The 19,655-nt window shown below is 69.4% G+C and carries 18 protein-coding genes and 1 tRNA gene; 12 read left to right on the top strand and 7 right to left on the bottom strand.

What is annotated here, in order from left to right; genetic code table 11:
* Positions 1–109: 109 nt before the first annotated feature.
* The 3 genes from cyoA to BLQ49_RS14380 all read right to left on the bottom strand — a co-directional run bounded on the left by cyoA (position 110) and on the right by BLQ49_RS14380 (position 5,121).
* Positions 110–1,330, bottom strand: a complete 1,221-nt coding sequence (gene cyoA, locus BLQ49_RS14390; protein WP_091716713.1) for a ubiquinol oxidase subunit II — start codon at positions 1,328–1,330, stop codon at positions 110–112.
* Between the two features lie 116 nt (positions 1,331–1,446).
* A complete protein-coding gene (locus BLQ49_RS14385; RefSeq protein ID WP_091716711.1) occupies positions 1,447–2,778 on the bottom strand; it encodes an MFS transporter in 1,332 nt (443 codons plus the stop codon).
* A gap of 156 nt (positions 2,779–2,934) precedes the next feature.
* Positions 2,935–5,121, bottom strand: coding sequence for a glycosyltransferase family 2 protein (locus BLQ49_RS14380; RefSeq protein ID WP_091716709.1), 2,187 nt, complete (start codon positions 5,119–5,121; stop codon positions 2,935–2,937).
* A 432-nt stretch (positions 5,122–5,553) separates the two neighbouring features.
* On the opposite strand from BLQ49_RS14380, the gene BLQ49_RS14375 reads away from it, so the two are divergent.
* Positions 5,554–5,628, top strand: a tRNA-Val gene (locus tag BLQ49_RS14375).
* 90 nt (positions 5,629–5,718) lie between these two features.
* Entirely contained in the window at positions 5,719–5,988 is a 270-nt protein-coding gene (locus tag BLQ49_RS14370) for a glycosyltransferase family protein (RefSeq protein ID WP_091716707.1), read from the top strand.
* A gap of 95 nt (positions 5,989–6,083) precedes the next feature.
* On the opposite strand, the gene BLQ49_RS14365 is transcribed toward BLQ49_RS14370, so the two are convergent.
* Positions 6,084–7,028: an SMP-30/gluconolactonase/LRE family protein gene (locus tag BLQ49_RS14365; protein ID WP_091716705.1), complete on the bottom strand. Its 945-nt coding sequence runs from the start codon at positions 7,026–7,028 to the stop codon at positions 6,084–6,086.
* Between the two features lie 184 nt (positions 7,029–7,212).
* Here BLQ49_RS14365 and BLQ49_RS14360 point away from each other — a divergent pair, with 184 nt between their 5' ends.
* From BLQ49_RS14360 to BLQ49_RS14350, 3 genes are all read left to right on the top strand, one after another.
* Positions 7,213–7,578, top strand: a complete 366-nt coding sequence (locus BLQ49_RS14360) for an RMD1 family protein (RefSeq protein ID WP_091716703.1) — start codon at positions 7,213–7,215, stop codon at positions 7,576–7,578.
* A 141-nt stretch (positions 7,579–7,719) separates the two neighbouring features.
* Positions 7,720–8,229, top strand: a complete 510-nt coding sequence (locus BLQ49_RS14355; protein ID WP_091716701.1) for a hypothetical protein — start codon at positions 7,720–7,722, stop codon at positions 8,227–8,229.
* The gene (locus BLQ49_RS14350; RefSeq protein WP_244507595.1) at positions 8,226–8,687 is read left to right on the top strand and encodes a hypothetical protein; all 462 of its coding nucleotides are present in this window, start codon (positions 8,226–8,228) and stop codon (positions 8,685–8,687) included. The genes BLQ49_RS14355 and BLQ49_RS14350 overlap by 4 nt, the downstream gene beginning before the upstream one ends.
* A 43-nt stretch (positions 8,688–8,730) precedes the next feature.
* On the opposite strand, the gene BLQ49_RS14345 is transcribed toward BLQ49_RS14350, so the two are convergent.
* The gene (locus BLQ49_RS14345) at positions 8,731–8,985 is read right to left on the bottom strand and encodes a hypothetical protein (RefSeq protein ID WP_091716699.1); all 255 of its coding nucleotides are present in this window, start codon (positions 8,983–8,985) and stop codon (positions 8,731–8,733) included.
* Between the two features lie 297 nt (positions 8,986–9,282).
* On the opposite strand from BLQ49_RS14345, the gene BLQ49_RS29695 reads away from it, so the two are divergent.
* The 6 genes from BLQ49_RS29695 to BLQ49_RS14320 all read left to right on the top strand — a co-directional run bounded on the left by BLQ49_RS29695 (position 9,283) and on the right by BLQ49_RS14320 (position 14,933).
* Positions 9,283–9,432 (top strand): hypothetical protein, encoded by a 150-nt coding sequence (locus tag BLQ49_RS29695; RefSeq protein ID WP_167627706.1) that lies wholly within the window; start codon positions 9,283–9,285, stop codon positions 9,430–9,432.
* A gap of 148 nt (positions 9,433–9,580) precedes the next feature.
* A complete protein-coding gene (locus BLQ49_RS14340; protein WP_091716697.1) occupies positions 9,581–9,793 on the top strand; it encodes a hypothetical protein in 213 nt (70 codons plus the stop codon).
* Between the two features lie 86 nt (positions 9,794–9,879).
* On the top strand, positions 9,880–10,659 hold the full coding sequence (locus BLQ49_RS14335; RefSeq protein ID WP_091716695.1) for an SDR family oxidoreductase: 780 nt from the start codon (positions 9,880–9,882) through the stop codon (positions 10,657–10,659).
* A gap of 51 nt (positions 10,660–10,710) precedes the next feature.
* Entirely contained in the window at positions 10,711–11,994 is a 1,284-nt protein-coding gene (locus BLQ49_RS14330) for an amidase (RefSeq protein ID WP_091716693.1), read from the top strand.
* Positions 11,995–13,259: 1,265 nt separating this feature from the next.
* Positions 13,260–13,562, top strand: a complete 303-nt coding sequence (locus BLQ49_RS14325) for a hypothetical protein (RefSeq protein WP_143012258.1) — start codon at positions 13,260–13,262, stop codon at positions 13,560–13,562.
* 567 nt (positions 13,563–14,129) lie between these two features.
* Positions 14,130–14,933 (top strand): class II aldolase/adducin family protein, encoded by an 804-nt coding sequence (locus BLQ49_RS14320; RefSeq protein WP_091716689.1) that lies wholly within the window; start codon positions 14,130–14,132, stop codon positions 14,931–14,933.
* Positions 14,934–15,211: 278 nt separating this feature from the next.
* Here BLQ49_RS14320 and BLQ49_RS14310 read toward each other — a convergent pair whose 3' ends face one another.
* The gene (locus tag BLQ49_RS14310) at positions 15,212–16,111 is read right to left on the bottom strand and encodes a LysR family transcriptional regulator (RefSeq protein WP_091716687.1); all 900 of its coding nucleotides are present in this window, start codon (positions 16,109–16,111) and stop codon (positions 15,212–15,214) included.
* 125 nt (positions 16,112–16,236) lie between these two features.
* Here BLQ49_RS14310 and BLQ49_RS14305 point away from each other — a divergent pair, with 125 nt between their 5' ends.
* On the top strand, positions 16,237–18,390 hold the full coding sequence (locus BLQ49_RS14305; protein ID WP_091716685.1) for a malate synthase G: 2,154 nt from the start codon (positions 16,237–16,239) through the stop codon (positions 18,388–18,390).
* Between the two features lie 177 nt (positions 18,391–18,567).
* Here the strand turns inward: BLQ49_RS14305 and flhB are convergent, their stop codons facing one another.
* Positions 18,568–19,629: a flagellar biosynthesis protein FlhB gene (gene flhB, locus BLQ49_RS14300; RefSeq protein ID WP_091716683.1), complete on the bottom strand. Its 1,062-nt coding sequence runs from the start codon at positions 19,627–19,629 to the stop codon at positions 18,568–18,570.
* Positions 19,630–19,655: the final 26 nt, after the last annotated feature.

The following is a 19,655-nucleotide window of genomic DNA, read 5'->3' as shown; positions in this document are numbered from 1 at the left end:
GGATCGGCCCGTTCAGTGGGTTCGACGGCGACCGCCGGTCTCGTGTGTGGGGTCCGCTCGCGACGGGAGCGGCATCATCGGTTCGGGTTGCATCGCGGGTTCAGTCGAATCATTGGTTGAGCTGCTTGGGGGCGATCTGGCCGCCCTCGCTCTGGCCCTCTCCGGAGCCCTTGCCCTGGCTGTCGGGCGACTTCTGACCCCGGACATCCGGGTTGCCCATGTCGGGCCGCGGCTTCATGCCCTCGGGCTGCGTCTGCCCGTGCGGTCCCGTCTCCGAGGCCGGTGCGGTGGCGCCGGGCGCCTCGACACCCCGCTCGGCGAGGCGGTTATCGTATTGCAGCCGCTTGTAGTTGGCCTCGGCCTCCTCGCCCGTGGCGCCGCCCTGCGCGTCGATCTTCGTCATCTCGCCGACGCACATCTGGTCGGGGCGGGGGCACATGCCGATAATCCGGTCGTAGAGGCCCTGCATATAGGACTTGTAGTAGCGCGCCGGCTCGGCCTCGCTCGGCTCCTCGAGCTTCAGGTAGGCCTCCTGGGTCAGCTCGCCGCCCTTGGCTTTGGTCTGGGCGATCCACTGGTCGAAGCCGTCATTGGTCAGGCCGTGGAACTTGAAGAACATGTTGGAGAAGCCGGCGCCGCTGTAATGCGCCGAGCGTCCCTCCCAGGCCCCCTCACGGTTGATCACCGCGTGGAGTTGCGTCTGCATGCCGGGCATCGCGTAGACCATGCCAGCGAGCGTCGGCACGTAGAACGTGTTCATCACGTCGGTGGCGGTGATCTTGAAGCGGATCGGCCGGTCCACCGGCGCGGCGACTTCGTTGACCGTGGCGATCCCGTATTGCGGGTAGAGGAACAGCCACTTCCAATCCATCGCCACCGCCTCGATCTCCAGCGGCTGCGTGCCCGCCGCGACATCGCGCTTCGCGTCGATCTTGCTCAGCGGCCGGAACGGATCGAGGGTGTGGGTCCCGATCCAGGTCAGGGCGCCGAGCGCGATGATGATCATCAGCGGCGCCGTCCAGATCAGCACCTCGAGCTGGGTCGAGTGGTGCCATTCGGGATCGTAGACCGCGTCCTCGTTGGTGGCGCGGTAGCGCCACGCGAAGATCAGCGTGAAGGCGATGACGGGCACGATGATCAGGAGCATCAGCCCGGTGGCGGCCAGCACGAGGTTGCGCTGCTGCTCGGCCACGTAGCCGGCCGGGTGCAGCACCACGAAGTTGCAGCCGCCCAGCAGCGTCAGGAGCGGCAGCGCGAGGAGAGGCAGGAGGCTCCGTCCCCGGCTGCGCGCGGTGGCGGTCCTGTCCGGTCGATGGGTCGAAGAGGTCACAGCACGCGTCTCGTTATCCCATGCCGCTGCCGCGGCGCTTCTGCCGTGCCGCGCGAGGCGGCGGTCCTGTCAGCCCTGGAAAGCGCAGCGCGGCCTTCGTGGCGCGCCGCGACCAATCACATCTGACGCATTTCCGAGCGGTCGGTGAACAGCGCCAAGAGGCTGCAGACCGCGCCGGAGAGGAGGTAGACTCCGATCATGGCCAGCCCGTAGCGCTGCGATAGGAACAGCGCGACGAGGGGCGCGAAGCCCGCACCGAGAAGCCAGGCGAAGTCGGAGGTCAGTGCGGCCCCGGTGTAGCGGTAGTGGTTGCCCAACCGGGCGGTCACCGCACCCGCGGTCTGGCCGTAGGCGAGTCCGAGCAGCATGAAGCCGATCGTGACGTAGATGGTCTGGCCGATGGCGCTCTCGCCGAACAGGAGGGGTGCGATGATGCTGCCGATGGCGAAGAAGGCGATCAGCGAGGCGCTCATGATCAGGCTGTTGCGGCGGCCGATCTGGTCGGCGATCAGCCCGGAGGCCGCGACCGCGCCGGCACAAACGATGGCGCCGGAGAACTGCACGATCAGGAACTCGCCCGGCGAGCGGGTGGTGCTGTTCAGCGCCAGCCACGCGATCGGGAAGATCGTCACGAGATGGAACAGCGCGAAGGCGGCCAGCGGCACGAAGGCGCCACGGATCACGTCGCCCGCATGGTGGCGGAACAGTTCCAGCGCCGGGACCGGGCGGAGCCGGTCGAGGTCCATCATCCGTGCGAACTCGTCGGTGGCGACGAGGCGCAGCCGGGCGAACAGCGCGACCACGTTGATCGTGAAGGCGCAATAGAACGGAAAGCGCCAGCCCCAGTCAATGAAGTCCGCCTCGTCGAGATTCACCAGGAAGAATGCGAACAGGGCGCTCGCGACCATGAAGCCCAGCGGCGCGCCGAGCTGCGGGATCATCGCGTACCAGCCGCGGCGCTCCCGGGGCGCGTTCATGGCGAGCAGCGAGGCGAGCCCATCCCAGGCGCCACCGAGGGCGAGGCCCTGCAGCACGCGCAGGCCCGCCAGGAGGTAGACCGCCGAGATGCCGATGCTGTCATAGCGCGGCAGGAAGCTGACTGCCGCCGTCGATCCGCCGAGCAGGAAAAGGGCCGTCGTCAGCTTGACGCTGCGGCCATGGCGCCGGTCGATCGCCATGAACATCACGGTGCCGATCGGGCGGGCGATGAAGGCGAGGGCGAAGATCGCGAAGGCGTAGAGCGTCCCTTTGAGCGGGTCGACGAAGGGGAAGAACACCTTCGGGAAGACCAGCACGCAGGCGATGCCGAACACGAAGAAGTCGAAGTATTCGGAGGCGCGCCCGATCACGACACCGATGGCGATCTCGTTGGGATGGACCTTATGGTCCCCCATCGCCTGCTGGGCATCGCGCTCAAGGCCTGTGACCGTCGGGGTGTTCACACTCATCTCGGATTGTCGCCCTCGCCGCGCGCCGATTTGGGCGCCTTGGCCGGAACCGCCTCTTGCGGCATGTCCAGAGGTATCGCAACCGGCCCTGGACGCAAGTTCACCCACTGACGCATGCATACCACCGTGCCCGCCCCGCCGAGTCGGCCGAGCCGTTCAGACGCGGTAGTGACCGGAATTCCGTGACAGGTTGATGTTGTAGTACGGGTCGGCGCGCAGTTCCGGGCCCCAACGGTCGAGCATGGTGAGCACCTCACCCTCGAAGCGTTTCTGCTTCTCGGGCGTGTCCTCTGCCCCACGGCTCTTCGACTCGTGGTGAATCAATTTGGCAAACGGCGTCCAGACGATCCGGTAGCCGGCCCGGCGGATCTTCAGGCACAGGTCCACGTCATTGAAGGCGACCTTCAGGGCGACCGCGTCGAAGCCGCCGACCTCGGCGAAGACGTCGGCCCGCATGGCGAGGCAGGCGCCCGTCACCGCCGAGACCTCGTGGGCGATCACCATGCGGCAGAAGTAACCCGGATCCGCGTCGGGCACACCGAGATGGCTGTGGCCGGCGACGCCCCCGATCCCCAGCACGATGCCACCGTGCTGGATGGTCCGGTCCGGATAGAGGAGCTTGGCTCCGACGGCGCCGATCTCCGGCCGGACCGCGTGGCGGACCATCTCGGTGAGCCAGCCCGGCTCCAGCACCTCGATGTCGTTGTTGAGGAACAGGAGCACCGGCCCGGTGGCCGCCGCCGCACCCCGGTTGGACAGATCGGAGAAATTGAAGGCGCCGGGGACCGGAACGACGCGCACCCGCGGATCGTCCCGGTAGCGGGCGAACAGGGCGGCGGTCTCGGGCTCCCGGCTGTCGTTGTCGAGGATGACGACCTCGATGTCGGGGTAGTCGGTGGTGGTGAGCAACCCGTCGAGGGTCACCGACAGGATCTCGGCACGGTCGCGGGTCGGGATGATCGCCGAGACCCGGGGCGGCGGTTCCGGCAGGGGCCGGATCAGGCGGTTGAAGCCGTTGGGCCCGGGCTCCGCCCGCCCGCCCCAGGGGGCGACGATTTCCGCCAGGGCGCGCAGGCGCGCGGCCTCCGCCCGGGCGAGCGACCGGTCCGAGAAGGTGCCGGAGCCCTGCGCGGCGCGCCAATGGTAGAGGACCCGCGGGATGTGGCGGATGCGGGCCGGATCGAGGCCGTCGGTGAGCCGGAGCAGCAGGTCGTGGTCCTGGCTGCCCTCGAAACCGGGGCGCAGGCCGCCGACGGCGCGCAAGGATTCGGTCCGCACCACCGTGAGATGGTTGATGTAGTTCTGCGCGTAGAGCAGCTCCCGGTCGAAGCCGGCCTTGAAATGCGGGTCGAAGCGGCGGCCGCGGCCGTCGATCTTGTCCTCGTCGCTGTAGATCAGCACGAGGTCCGGATCACGGCGCAACGCCCGGGCGACCTCATAGAGCGCGTCCACGGTGAGCGCGTCGTCGTGGTCCATGAAGGCGCAGGCGACGCCCCGGGCGAGGCCCAGCGCGTCGTTGGTCGCCCGGGCGATGTGGCCGTTCTCGGAACGGGTCAGGACGCGGATGCGCGGGTCGGCCTCGGCCGCCCGGGCAAGGATCTTCGGGATCGCCGCGCGCGTGGAGGCGTCGTCAACGACGCAGAGTTCCCAGTGGGGGTAGAGCTGCGCGCCGAGCGAGGCGAGGGCGGCCCTGAGCACCTTTGGGTCAGGGTCGTGGACCGGCATCAGCACGGAGATCAGGGGCGGATCGGCCCAGGCGGCGATCTCGGCGGCGATCCCGTCGCGCTCGGTCCGGCGCAGGGTGTGGGTACCGAGCCACGCCTCGTAGCCGGACACCCGCCGGTGGCGCAGGGCCCGGCCGAGGAAGCCGCGGGCCCGGACCTTCTTGCCGAGGACGCGCCAGTAGAGGGCCTGCACGGTCAGGCCCGGCTCGCGCAGAAGGCCGCGCCCGGCCAGGATCGGCCGGGCGAGGCGGCGCAGGGCGATCCGGCGCAGCCGGGCCGGCACCCGTCCGGATGGGTCGGCGACGCGCAGTTCGGTCACGTCCTCCGGCAGGCGGCCAACCCACGCGAAGGCGCCCCCGCCCCGCGCCTCCTGGGGCAGGAGGGAGCCCGGGCGCCCGTCGGGCCCGACGAAGCTGATATCCGGGACCGTGTCCCGGCCCTCGGCGGGGTCGTTCGCTAAAACTATCTCGACCCAGCGCCCCGCGAGGCCCGGCACGGCGACGTGCAGCCCGTCTGAGGCCGCCCGGGTCGGCAGGGGGCGGGGCTTGCGGGCGAGCCCGATGACCTGCGCCGGCGGCAGGCGGGACTCGGCGATCTCGGTCTGGGCCGCAGACGACATCAGCGCCGGCTCCCGTCGGCCATAATGATCCCGGGCGCCCGCAGGCCCCCGAAGACGCGGGTCGAATCAGCCTGATCGGGGTCGTTGGAACGGCGCATATCTCGAAGCGTGAGGCGACGGGCTGGCGCCCTGTGCGGGGCCGGAGGGCGAGCGGCAGCGCCATAGCGCATTTTCTCGCGACCGTGCACCTCGCCCGGAGTCTCGCCGAAGGGACCCGTTTCCGGCGTCTTGGGAAAAATAGGTTCCGCTTGCGCCCCCGCCGAGCAGGGGCTATAGGCCCGGCCCATCGGAGCCCAAACGGCTCCGGCCCGGGCGCACAGCTCAGCGGGACAGCGCCACCTTGACAAGGCGGTTGCCAATCCTCATAAGCCGCTGAGAAGGTTGGGCTATTTCGATGGCTTTCAGGTTCATGGAACCTGACGGCTTCGACGGGGAGACGTAGCACAGCGGTAGTGCATTCCCTTGACATGGGAAAGGTCACAGGTTCGATCCCTGTCGTCTCCACCACTCGTCCGACGACCCAGCCGTTCATGACGCAAGGGTCTTGAGGTTCGGCGAGCCCAAAGCGGCTCCAGCGAATCGCAGCCGAGGGTTCGTATGACCGCCGAGCGCAGGCACTGGTTCTACGATAACCGGATCCTGGTCAGCGCCTTCTGCCTGCTGCTGTTCGTCGCGATCTTCTGGCAGGTCAGCCAGTTCGAAGGCTTCCAGCCGATCTTCAACTGCGAGTCCGAGAAGGACATCGACCGCGTGCTACTCACGTCGGGCATGGATGCCTGTATGGGCAGCGCACATTCGCAGGCCGATCAGGAGCGCTGCATGCGCACCGTGTACGTGCTGGCCTGCATGAAGGAGCGGTGGCGCTGAGGAGCGCCCGCCGCCGTGCGGCCCTCCACCGTCTGGATGTCTGCTGCGGACGTCCCGTTGCACGGGCGTGCCGACCCTGGCGTCCGTGGCCCGGCTCAGTCCGGCGTGAGGTCGAGGGCGTAGAGGTGCTGCATCGACGTGATGAATAGCTGGCCCCCGCCGGGGCCGAAGCAGCAGTTCGAGCAGACCTGCGGCGTCGGGATCAGCCCGAGCCGGTGCCCGTCCGACGAGAAGACCTGCACCCCAGCCTCCGAGCTCGTCCAGATCCAGCCGCGACGGTCCACGCGGAACCCGTCGGGCACGCCGGGTTCGACCGCGGCGAACAGGCGCCGTTCGCCAAGCGTTTGATCCTCTGCCACCGGGAAGGCGTGGATCGAGTGGCCGTCGCCCCCCTCCGTGCGTGCGGTGTCGCTGACGTAGAGGGTGCGCCCATCCGGCGCGAAGGCAAGCCCGTTCGGCTGGCCGAGATCGGCCATACGCCGCACGCCGCCGGTGGCCGGGTCGAAGCGGTAGACGCTGTGATGGCCGAGATCGGACTCGTCCAGTGCCCCCTGCTTGGGCTGGCGCAGGCCGTAGTCCGGGTCGGTGAACCACAGGGCGCCGTCGGCCGCGCAGACCACATCGTTGGGCGCGTTGAAGCGGCGCCCCTCGTAGGTCTCGACCAGACTCGCGTAGTGCCCGTCCGGCGTGGTGCGGGACAAGCGGCGGTTGCCGTGCTCGCAGTGGATGAGGTTGCCGTCGCGATCGACCGTGTTGCCGTTGATGAAGGGCGTGGCATCGATCACGACCCGCACGCAGCCGTCCGTGTGCCAGCCGAGTACGCGGCGGCCCTCGATATCCGACCAGACCAGGATCCCGGGGGCGGGCCACCAGGTCGGCCCCTCGCTGAAGGTCGCCTGATTGTAGAGGGAGACGAGGCGCGCCTCCGGGGGCACCACCTGGGAGAAACGCGGGTCGAAGGCCCGCGGCGGATCGACATCGGGCACGGGCTCCGGTGGGCCGGGCCGACGCAGCAGGTTCGAAGCGGGCAGGGCGGACATGAACGCTCGGCGAATGGGATGTCTCGACGGATGGGCTACGGCCCCCTCCGATCCGGCAACCAGCGGCGCCCGAGCTTGTTCGGCGGGCCGCCCGGCACGGGCTTGGCCGACGCGACCAGGCGGAATGCGGGCACGGGGCAGGCCGGATCTCCGCTCCGGCCGAGCGCGTTCGGGGGCGACACGGGTGTCGGAGCCGCGCCTGTTCGCGGCCCGCAGCCCGGCCGCGCGCGTTTGGTGGAGAGGTCAGCGGAACCAGGATATCCGGAGGGCCAAACCGCAACGCTTCGTTGCCCGCGCTCGCATCCTCGCAGATCGCATCGATACGGCGGGCCGCGAACGCCTCGACGCGCGGATCGAGGACGCGGACGAGCTGCGCGAGCGCACGACCACGCGGCACCGCAAGCGCGCGGTGATCGGCGAGACGACCACCGCCCTCGCCGACCAGATTCACACGAACCGCTCGCTGCGCCTGGTGATCGTGGTCGTCCCACTCATCGCCCTGGAGATCGTGATCAACGCCCAGCCGTTGTTGAACCTCTTCCGGAGATAGACCCTGGCCCCGCGCACCAAAGCCCATGACGACCCCGAACCACGGCAACATCCCCACGAACTGAGCGCGTTTTAACGATCCGTTAACCATTGTTACCAGTTTAGTTGGATCAGATTTCGGCCGGCAGGGAGTAGTAGGTCCGTGAGCGAGCTGCAGAGGCTTCTGAACGACCCGCGCTTCCGGCCCACGGACAGGGCCAAGCAGGAGCCCGGCGCTCCGTCTGAGGCCAGCCTCGGCAGCGTCCTGCGGGTCGTCTCGTCGATGCAGGAGCCGGTCGAGCTCCCGACGACGTCCACCGCGCCGCAGGACTGGGATGGGCTGATCCACCGGGTCCAGGCCGCAGCCCGTCAGGCGCGGGTGATCGAGGCCCAGGCCCGGGAGCGCGAGGAGCGCATCGAGCATGTGCTCGAGCGGGTTCGGGAGGACATCCACACCTCCAACGAGCGCGCCCGCATCGCGGAGATGCAGGCGCGCGAGGCCCAGATGCGCGCCGAGGCACAGGTCATCGCCGCCGAGGAGCGCGTCAAGGCGGCCGAGGCGCGCGCCCGCGCGGCCGAAGAGCGGGCACGGCATGCGGAAGAGTGGCTCGGGCGCGTCCAGGAGGCGATCCTGTCCGAGTTCTCCGACATGACCGATCAGGCCGCGGCATGAGCGGCGCCGGCAACGCGGCGCGCGTCGCGCCGCCCGGGGCCTTTGACGAGCGCTACGCCCCGATCGACCGGGTCGTGGCGCTGTTCTCCGGCTCTGCACCGAGCCCGGCCCCGGAGCCCGACGACTGGTCGGCCTCCCTGACCGCCGTGCGCGGCGTCGCGGCCCGGGTGCGCGGCCTGCAGAAGAACGCCCAGGATTCGATCCGGGAGGCCCAGCGCTCGGTGCGGGAGGCGGAGACCACCGCGCGCGCCGCCGAGGACCGGGCCCGGCACGCCGAGGCCCTGCTGCGCGAGGCGGTGGACCGGGCGGAGCGAGCCGAGGCGCAGGTCCGCGCGGCGGCCGAGCGGATCGAGCGGGCGGAGGCCCAGACCGCCGAGGCGCGGGCTTGGCTGCGGCGCATGCACGAATGCATGGTCAGTGAGTTCGGCACCCTCACCCAGGAACCGACCCTGGCCTGACCCCTCCGTTCCGGACGTCGCTCGCCATCGGCCGGGACGTGGCCTAACCGAACGCCGGAGCCGCCGCGACGTCGACGGCGTGCCGCGTCCAGGCGAAGGGGTCGCCGGAACCGTAATAGACCGCGATCTCGAGTTGCAGGATCCGGATGCAGGCCTCGGACAGGCCCGGCAGCAGGTCGTTCCCCCGGCCGTCGAGAACGGACGCGATCACCGGGAGGGGCCGGCCGTCGCGGTAGGTGACGAGCACCCGCGCCGCGCCCGACGGATCGAGCGGATCGCTGCAGTACTGCGGCGTCATCGGAGCCCTTCTCCCACCAGCCCTGACGGCCGCGCCGAAAGCGCGCTCCGGCGATACCGGCCTGCGCGAGGCGTGCGCGGCGCGGCGGCGGTCTGGAGCCGTGGATGCAACGCTAGCCGGGCCGTGTAACAGCCCGATGAAGCTGGCTGCCCGGGACTGTGGGCGGAAAGCCGATGGGAGTTGTCCCCCTCTGGCCCCGGGATCTCCGCAAAGCGAGCGACCGCCTTAAGCCCACGCATACGCCGCTTAAGCAAGGGTCTCCGGATCGTCCCGAGATCGTCCAGCAGGTTCGCCCCGATGCTCAGCCTCGTCCTCAGCGCGGCGCTTCCGCTCCTCACCGGGGCGATGGCCCTGCTGTGGGCCGAATGGGTCGCCCCGGAGCGGGAGAGGGGCGCCGACCTGCCCGCGGCGCCCCGCGCATCGGGTGAGGGCGGCGGGAGCCGTTAAGCCCGTTTTCACCCTGTCGCCAGGGGGCGAGAACTCCGAGAGGCCGTTGCCGGTTTCGCGGGGTATGACCCAGCTCACGATCGTGACTCCGGCTCGACCGCAGCCCGGCAGATCCGCACGGCAGCGCCCGACGGTCCGACGGAGCGCCATGCTCGAGCGCCTCGCCCGCGAACTCGATCTGCCGGTCGAGGCCTTCTTCACCGATGCGACGCCGGACACGGCCTCCCTGGACACGGATGCCGGCGAGCTCCTGACCCTGGTGCGCCACTGGCTGGCGATCGACGACGGTCAGGCGCGCCGCCGCGTCCTGAGTCTCGCCCGCCAGGAGGCCGAGCGGTCGGGCTTGCGCGCCTGCGCCTGAGCGCGGGCGGGTTTCGGGAGCACCCCGCCGCGCGCTATGACTCCGGGGACGCCCCGCCAAGGGGGCCGACTCAGGGAGGCTTCACGATGGATCTCGGCTTGAGCGGGCGCCGGGCGCTCGTCTGCGCGGCGAGCAAGGGGCTGGGCCGGGGCTGCGCCCTGGCGCTCGCCCGGGAGGGCGTCGCGGTGACGATCACCGGCCGCAACGCGGAGACCCTGGAGCGGACCGCGGAGGAGATCCGCCGGGAGACCGGCGCCACCGTCACCACCGCCGTCGGCGACATCGCCACCGAGGCCGGCCAGGCCGCGGCGCTGGCCGCCTGCCCGGAGCCCGACATCCTGGTCAACAACGCCGGCGGCCCGCCCCCCGGCGATTTTCGCGACTGGGACCGGGACGCCTGGATCCGGGCGCTCGACGCCAACATGCTGGCGCCGATCGCGCTCATCAAGGCCACCGTCGACGGGATGATCGACCGGAAGTTCGGCCGGATCGTCAACATCACCTCGGCGGCCGTGAAGGCGCCGATCGCCCATCTCGGCCTGTCGAACGGCGCCCGTGCCGGGCTGACCGGCTTCGTGGCAGGCCTCGCCCGGCAGACCGTCCGGCACGGGGTGACGATCAACGGCCTGCTGCCCGGCCCCTTCGACACCGACCGGATTCGCGGCAATGCCGGGGCGCTCGCCGCCAAGGCCGGCCTCAGCGTGGAGGCGTTCCTCGAAGCCCGCGCCCGGGAGAATCCGGCGGGCCGGTTCGGCGATCCCGACGAGTTCGGGGCGGCCTGCGCGTTCCTGTGCAGCCGCCACGCCGGGTACATCACCGGCCAGAACCTGCTGATGGATGGTGGCGCCTACCCGGGCACGCTCTGAGACCGGCCCCCGGCTTGCAGGGGCGCGCCGGGACAGCATGCGGTGAGGACCATGAGCGTACGCGATACGGTCGAGGAGCGTCTGGAGCGGATCCGGGCGGGGGACCCGGCGGTGTTCACCCGCCTCTACCCGGACTCCGCCCGGGCGGCGGCGGACGCGGCCGATGCCCGCCGCCGGGACGGGCTCTCCCTCGGGCCGCTCGACGGCGCGATCGTCTCGATCAAGGACCTGTTCGACGTGGCGGGCGAGACCACCACGGCCGGCTCGGTCCTGCTCGCGGGGGCGCCCCCGGCTTCGGCCGACGCCCCGGTGGTCGCCCGCCTGCGCCGGGCCGGGGCGGTGATCCTCGGCAAGACCAACATGTCGGAATTCGCCTTCTCGGGCCTCGGGCTCAACCCGCATTACGGCGCCCCCGGCAACGCCGCCGATCCGGCCCGTATCCCGGGGGGCTCGTCCGCCGGGGCCGGGGTCTCGGTGGGGCAGGGGACGAGCGACGTCTCGATCGGCTCCGACACCGGCGGCTCGGTGCGGATCCCGGCCTCCCTCAACGGTGTGGTCGGGTTCAAGCCGACCGCCCGGCGGGTGCCCCTGGCCGGCGCCTTCCCGCTCTCCTACGCCCTCGATTCCCTCGGGCCGCTCGCCCGGACCGTGGCCGAGTGCGCCGCCGCCGATGCCGTGATGGCGGGCGAAGAGCCCGCGCCCCTCGACGCCCTCCCGGTCGCGGGCCTGCGGATCGGCGTGCCCCGGGGCCTGCTGTTCACCGAGACCGAGCCGATGGTCGCCGAGGCGTTCGAGCGGGCGCTGGCGCAGCTCTCGGCGGCGGGCGCCCGGGTGATCGACCACCCGATCGACGATCTGCTCGCCGCCATGGACGCGGCATTGCCGGACGGGTCGCTGGCGGCGATCGAGGCCGCCGCGATCCACGCCGACTGGCTCGACGCGCAAGCCGACCGCTACGACCCGCGGGTCCACCGCCGGATCCTGGCCGGCCGGGCGGCCCCGGCGACGCGCTACATCCGGACGCTGCGCCGCCGCGCCGCGCTGATCGCTTCCCTCGACGCCCGGCTCGCGCCCCTCGACCTGCTGGCGCTGCCGGCGACCGCCACGACGGCGCCACTCACCGCCCCGCTGGAGGCCGACGATGCGGCCTTCCTGGCGGCCAACCGGCTGATGCTGCGCAACACGGCCTTCGGCAATTTTTTTGACCTGACCGGCCTGTCGTTGCCGATGCCGGATCTCGCCCGGCCGGCGGGGCTGATGCTCCTCGCCCGGAACGGGCAGGACCGCCGCCTCCTGGCGCTCGGCGCCGGCATCGAGGCGGTTCTGGCGGGGTAGGGGGTGGGCCGCGGCTCCGCGGGTCTCCCTCCCCCCTCTGCGGGGGAGGGTGGGCCGGCCGTCAGGCCGGGTCGGGAGAGGGGAACCCCGCTTCCGAACAGGGCGCAGCCTTCACACAGGGCAGAGCTTCATCCTGCACCGTCGCTCCCCTCTCCCGACCCCCTCTGGGGGCCACCCTCCCCCGCAGAGGGGGGAGGGAGACGCGCGGGCGCGGCCCCGCGCGGCGTGCCGCCGGGAACATGGCCGAACCTGCTTCCGGGGTGACGCGGGACGCCGCGAAGCCCGAACGCAACGTTGCTAAAGCCGGCTTCCCGGCGTCCCGCGGACGCCGGGGCCGGTCTCGACCCCGCGTCCGATCCTGCATCCGGTGTCCGTCACGCGGGGGGCTCGCAGACGCTAAGTCCTCCGGGTTGCCCTGCGGCACCCCGGCGGCTTCCGAGCGAGCCTTCGTCGCACGCCCTCTCGTCGTGGAGGGCGCCGTCTAACCGCCGCACCGCCCAGGACAGGGTCGGCCTCTGGCCTGAACGACCGGGGCATTTCCTCCGCCGGCCGCCGCCCAGCCCGAGCCGGGGGGTGTCGAGCTCCCGCGCCCGGGGCTGCCGCAGCCGACGGCAGACGCGGGCACCGCCCCACCGCCGCCGGCCCGGCGGCTGACCGGACCGACGCCCCGAAGCGTCTCACGACGCGTCGCGGCGGGGTGAGAGACTTGGAGCATGGATTAGGAATTTTGTCAAGTCAGGCGCGGGTAGACAGCGTCCCAGATCATGAAGTGGACGTGGTGACGACAAAGCGCCAAGCTTCTTTTACCGTTTCGCCAGAGGGCACGGCAGGCAAACGACTCACCAATCAGCAAACTGACAGCACCAAACAACCACTAACAGGCCAATAATCATCTATATTGGCCGAGCAAAAATCCTAGTCCCCAATTTTTATTGGGATCACCGCATCGCCTGATGCGGCGCTCGTGTCATATAGCCGCGTGCGGCGTATCAGATTTTTTCCTATTTGTCAACGAGCGCAAAGGCCATCTTGACACGCTTTCCACAGCACGCTGTAGGTCTCACTTACCATCGACAAGCGAGGCTTCGCGAGCTTGTCGATGGTAAGTGAGCCTCAGGGAACCCATATCAGCTCAGGCAGGCGGCGCATCTTAAGGATGCATTTTTGTCATGTCTTGCTCATGGGCGCACGTGCCTGCCGACCTGAGCGAACAGACGAAAGGATCACTTCGCGCTCGGCGCGGTGAGTATATGGGAGAGTACGTTATGGCCGACGAAGTTATTACGGTCGACTATGCGTTCGTGGATGGCGCGCATATGTTTACATCGGACGATAAGTTCGCCTGTGGTCTTCTAGTTGGACACCAGGATTTAAAGACGGCCTTCGAGGAAACGGCCATCCAGCTGAAAACCCTGCTCAAACTCAACCATGACATAGAGACAGAGGTGGAATCACTAGTCACGTTTGAGGAATTTGCGGCGTTGGTAGCTTCGGTTCCAAAACCGACTAATCCGCATGTCCGGCCTCGCTTGAAGAGCGAGGTGGACTGGCATAGAAAGGCGGCATGAACCGCTATACTTTCGAGCGTGCAATTAAAGTGCGCCTGCTACAGCAAGACTGTGAATACCAGGACACCGGGAGCACCCCGGTGTCCATGCTATTTACGCACAGGACGAGGAACTTTAGCTTCTTTATTCCTCGACCCACTGAAACTGTGGGCTGGACAGCCGCGCAGCTAAACTTTATTGAGGTAGAGTTGAGTGCCTGGGGTCTAGATTTTTTACCTCTTGATTATAATTTCTAATGCGTAAGTCGAGTAAAATACCTCATTTTACAAAGATTTGAGAAAAAGGCCCGATATATATAACCATGTGTGCACGGTAATAATCTCACCAAGCGCTGGCGTCCTCTTCCACATTCCCGCGATTATACAAGATGCGATCTGTTGGCCGGCTGTGCCTGCCGTTTTTCTTTCTGTTAGCGCCTTCCCATGCGCTGTGTATTGCCGAACGCCTCCGTCTAGTACACTCTCTGGCTGTCTCGATTGCAAACCCCTCTGTACGCCGTCCGGCCGGCCCCCCCCGGGACCGCCCGCGTCGCCTCGCGATCCCAAGCCCCATTCAGGGAGCCGTCGCATGAACGCCGCCTCACCCGCCCTCGTCGCGGACGATCACAAAAAATCCGACCTCGCCGCCGAGATCCAAACCATGCGGGTCGATCTCGCGGCCGCCTACCGGCTGATCCACCGGCTGGGGCTCGACGACAGCATCTACACCCACATCTCGGCGCGGCTGCCGGGGGGCGGGCACCGGTTCCTCATCAACCCCTACGGGATGCGCTTCGAGGAGGTGACGCCCCAAAACCTCGTCACCGTCGATATCGACGGGCGGGTGATCGAGGATCCGATGGGGCTCGGCATCAACCCGGCCGGGTTCACGATTCACAGCGCCATCCACGCCGCCCGCCACGACGCGGTCTGCGTGCTCCACACCCACACGGTGGCGGGCGTCGCGGTCTCCTGCCAGGAGGAGGGGCTGTTGCCCCTGAACCAGTGGTCGATGCAGTTCACCGGCCGCCTCGCCTACCACGCCTATGAGGGCATCGCCCTCGACCTCGACGAGCGCCAGCGCCTCGTGGCCGATCTCGGCGACAAGCCCGTCATGGTCCTGCGCAACCACGGGCTGCTGACCTGCGGACGCACCGTCGGCGAGGCGTTCCGGCTGATGCACAACATGGAGCGCTCGTGCCGGGCGCAGCTCGCGATCCAGGCCGCGGGCGCACCGGTGACCCGGCCCTCGGCCGCCGTCGCCACCAAGACCGCCGGGCAATACGCCGCCGGCTACGACCGCGTCGTACTCCAGGGCGCGCCCGACAACGAGTGGGCCGCGTTCAAGCGCATGCTGGCGCGCACCGATCCGGATTTCTTTGCGGAAGGGTGAGAGCGGGGAGGGGGCCGCTTGTCTCCCTCCCCCCATTGCGGGGGAGGGTGGCCCGCGAAGCGGGTCGGGAGAGGGGAGCGACGGTGCAGAATAGGACGCTGGCTGTCATGACAGTCGCGCCACATCCGGAACCCGGGTCCCCCTCTCCCGACCCCTGCTGACGCAGGGGCCACCCTCCCCCGCAGAGGGGGGAGGGAGACGCGCGGTTCCCGCCAGCCCTGTCCGACGACGATCTGTAACTCCGCGAGCCCGCAGGGGGGCGGGATCGCGCAGCGGCCTCACCCCTCCGCCCAGTCCCCGCTCGACCGGTAGACCTGCTTGAAGAACGCGATGAACGCCCGGGTCTTGGCCGGCACGAAGGCCCGGCTCGGATAGACCGCGAAGATGCCCGCCGAGGCCGCCGCCGCATAGGCCGGCAGCACCACCTCCAGCGAGCCGTCGCGCAGCTCCGCATGGACGTCCCAGGTGGAGCGGAGCGCGATCCCGAGGCCGCCGAGCACCGCCTCCCGCACCACCTCGTTGGAATGGGTCCGCAGGGGGCCGGACGCGCTCACCGTGCAGGGCCCGTCCGGCCCGACCAGCCGCCAGGGATTCTGGTTCTCCGTGGCGAGGCAGACATGGTGGCGCAGGTCGTCGAGGCTTTCCGGCCGCCCGGCGATGTCGAGGTAACCCGGCCGCGCGCACAAGACCCGGCGCACCGGGGCGAGGCGCACCGCCGTCAGCCCGGAACTCTCCAGGGCACCGACCCGGATCCCGAGGTCGTAGCCGCGCTCCACAAGGGATTCGAACTCGTCGCTCAGCTCCAGGTTCAGCACGAGATCCGGGTGGAGGGCGAAGAAGGCCCGCAGATGCGGGACGATGTGCAGCCGCCCGAAGGAGCTCGGCGCCGTCACCCGCAGGGTCCCGCGCGCCCGGCTGGCATTCTGCGACACGAGGCTCTCGGCCTCCGCGATCGCGTCGACGATCGGCGCCACCCGCTGGAAGAACGCCGCGCCGACATCGGTCGGCGCCACCCGCCGGGTGGTGCGGTGCAGGAGGCGCACGGCCAGCCGCTCCTCCAGCCGCTTCAGCCGCTTCGACACCACCGCCACCGACAGGCCGAGCTCCGACCCCGCCTGGGTCAGGCTGCCGGTGCGGACCACCCGGGCGAAGATCTCCAGATCGCTCTGATCGCGCATTCTCAACGCTGCGGAAAGAATCAAATCCGTTTTGCCGCCTTTTTCGCGGGTGCCAAGGGGTCTATCGCGGGTGAACTCAAAAAAATTTCACCCGCTGTTCGATTTTTTCTGACGGCCGGCGCCCCATTCAGGAGACCGACATGTCGAATCTCGTCGTCGCCGAAGACCTTCGCACCTTCCTGGCCGAGGAGGCGCTGCCCGGAACGGGCGTGTCGGCCGAGGCCTTCTGGTCTGGGTTCGCGGCCATCGTGCGGGATCTCGCCCCGCGCAACCAGGCGCTGCTCGACCGGCGCGACGGTCTGCAGGCCGATATCGATTCCTGGCACCGCGACCATCGCGGCCAGCCCCACGACCCGGCGGCCTACGCGGCCTATCTGATCCAGATCGGCTACCTCCAGCCGGAGCCCGGCACCGTCCGGGTGACCACCGAGAACGTGGACGCGGAGATCGCCGAAATCGCCGGCCCGCAGCTCGTGGTGCCGATCTCGAACGCCCGCTACGCGCTCAACGCCGCCAATGCCCGCTGGGGCAGCCTCTACGACGCCCTCTACGGCACCGACGCGATCCCGCAGGACGGCGACCTCGCCCCCGGCAAAGGCTTCAACCCGGCCCGCGGCGCCGCCGTCGTCGCCAAGACCAAGGCGTTCCTCGACGCGACTGCGCCGCTCAGCGTTGGCTCCTGGGCGGATGCCGTTGGCTTCTCGGTGACGGGCGGGCGGCTTGCCGTCGATCTCGGCGCAGGCCGCAGCGCCGGCCTGACCGGCACGGCGGATTTCGCGGGCTTCACCGGTGACGCCGCGGCGCCGACCGCGCTGCTGCTGCGCCACAACGGCCTGCATATCGAGATCGTCCTCGACCGGACGAGCCCGATCGGCCGCACCGACCCGGCCGGCATCGCCGACGTGGTGCTCGAATCCGCCCTCTCGACCATCATGGACATGGAGGATTCGGTCGCCGCCGTGGATTCGGCCGACAAGGTCGCGGTCTACCGGAGCTGGCTCGGCCTGATGCGCGGCGACCTCGTCGCCAGCCTGTCCAAGGGCGGCCGCACGATCGAGCGCCGGCTCGCCGACGACCGCACCTACACGGCGCCTGACGGCGGCAGCCTGACCCTCAAGGGGCGCTCGCTGATGCTGGTCCGGCATGTCGGCCACCACATGTACACCGACGCCGTGACCCTCGACGGCGCCGAGATCCCCGAGACGCTCCTCGACGCGGCGGTGACCGCGCTGATCGCCCGGCACGACCTCGACGGTCCCCGGCGCAACAGCCGGACCGGCTCGGCCTACATGGTCAAGCCGAAGCTGCACGGGCCGGAGGAGGTCGCCTTCGCGGTGGAGCTGTTCGGCCGGGTCGAGGCCCTGGTCGGGCTGGCGCCGCGGACGCTCAAGATCGGCGTGATGGACGAGGAGCGGCGCACGACGCTCAACCTCAAGGCGGCGATCGCGGCGGCCTCCGACCGGCTGTTCTTCATCAACACCGGCTTCCTCGACCGGACCGGCGACGAGATCCACACCTCGCTGGAGGCCGGCCCCGTGGTCCGCAAGGATGCCATGAAGGCGACCGCCTGGATCAAGGCCTACGAGGACGGCAACGTCGATGCCGGCCTCGCCTGCGGGTTGCCGGGCCACGCGCAGATCGGCAAGGGCATGTGGGCCGCCCCCGACCGGATGGCCGCGATGCTCGACGCCAAGGGCGCCCATCCGGAGGCCGGCGCCAACACCGCCTGGGTCCCGTCGCCGACCGCCGCGACGCTGCACGCGCTGCACTACCATCAGGTCGATGTCCGCGCCCGCCAGGCGGACCTCGCCGGCCGGACGCCCGCGACCCGGGAGGCCATGCTCACCCTGCCGCTGGCCGAGGGTCCCTTCGCGCCGGAGGCGGTGCGGGAGGAGCTCGACAACAACTGCCAGGGGATCCTGGGCTACGTGGTCCGCTGGATCGACCAGGGCGTCGGCTGCTCGAAGGTGCCCGACATCCACGAGGTCGGCCTCATGGAGGACCGCGCCACCCTGCGGATCTCCAGCCAGCACATCGCCAACTGGCTGCGCCACGGGATCGTCGACCGCGATCAGGTCGAGGAAGCGCTCCGGCGGATGGCCGGCGTGGTCGATCGCCAGAATGCGGGTGATCCGGCCTACCGGCCGATGGCCCCGGGCTTCGACGGCCCGGCCTTCCGGGCGGCCCAGGCCCTCATCTTCGAGGGGGCGCAGCAGCCGAACGGCTACACCGAGTTCGTGCTGCACCGGTTCCGCCGGGAGGCCAAGGCTGCGGCCTGAACCGGCGCGCCATTGGGCTCAGGTGAGACGATCGGAGGTCACGGATCCAAAAGGTCCGTGACCTTTTGCGGGTGCAGGGCGGCGCCCTGCTGTCGGGCAGAGCCCGATGGTCGAGCGAAGCCCGACGGTCGGGCTTCGCCCTGACGCCCCACCAAAGGGCTGAAGCCCTTCGGGAACTCAGCGGCGCTTGCGCGTCATCACGTAGACGAGGAGATTCGCCACCGCCCGGTAGAACTCCGCCGGGATGGTCTGGTTGATCTCGACATGATCGTACATCGCCCGCGTCAGGGCCTTGTCGATCACCACCTCGATCCGGTTCTTCTCGGCGATCTCCCGGATGCGCAGGGCGATCAGATCCGTACCCTTGGCCAGCACCATCGGGGCGTCGTTCTCGCTCTGGTCGTAGCGCAGGGCGATCGCATAGTGCGTCGGGTTGGCCAGGATCATCGTGGCCCGGGGCACCGCGGCCATCATCTGCTTGCGCAGGCGGTCCTTGGCGATGGAGCGCATCTTCGCCTTGACCAGCGGATCGCCCTCCATCTGCTTGAACTCGTCCTTGAGTTCCTGCTTCGACATCCGCAGGTCGCGCTGCCACCGCACCCGGGTCCAGACCAGGTCTCCGGCCACCAGCGCGATGGTCGCGACGCTGACCGCCGAGACGAGGCGGACCGACAGGGTCAGGAGGAATTCGGGCAGCCCGATCGGATCCATAAACATGACATTCACGATCTCGTGCCGGTCGGCGCTCAGCACCATGAACGACATGCTGCCGATGGCCAGGAACTTGAACAGGCTTTTCCCGAACTCGATGAAACCCTGTACGCTGAAGATCCGGCTCCAGCCGCTGACGGGCGAGATCCGGGACCATTGCGGCTGGATGCGGTCAAGCACGATGCGGGGCGCGTTCTGGAAGATCGAGGCGGCGATCCCGGAGACGAGCAGGATCAGCAGCACCGGCAACAGGAACCGTCCCATTTCGAGGGACAGCGCGTAGACGAGGTGCGTGGCGTCCCGGCTGGTTTCCAGCGAGAAGTTGCGCGGCTGTTCGAGGAGCAGCGCGAGCCGCTGCAGGAACGGGACGCCCTGATCGCGCGCCAGGAACACCAGGAAGAGCAGCAGGCCGAGGATCGAGACGAAGATCGGGGCCTCCCGGGAGAACGGGATGTTCCCCTGGGCGATCGCGTCGCTGATCTTCTTGTCGCTCGCGGCCTCGGTCTTGCTCTCCTTGTCGTCGGACATCGCGGCGGCTCAGTCTCCGGTGCGCG

The sequence above is a fragment of the Methylobacterium phyllostachyos genome (assembly GCF_900103445.1).
In the GTDB taxonomy this organism is placed as follows: Bacteria; Pseudomonadota; Alphaproteobacteria; order Rhizobiales; family Beijerinckiaceae; genus Methylobacterium; species Methylobacterium phyllostachyos.
This window is presented reverse-complemented; position numbering and strand designations above follow the sequence as displayed.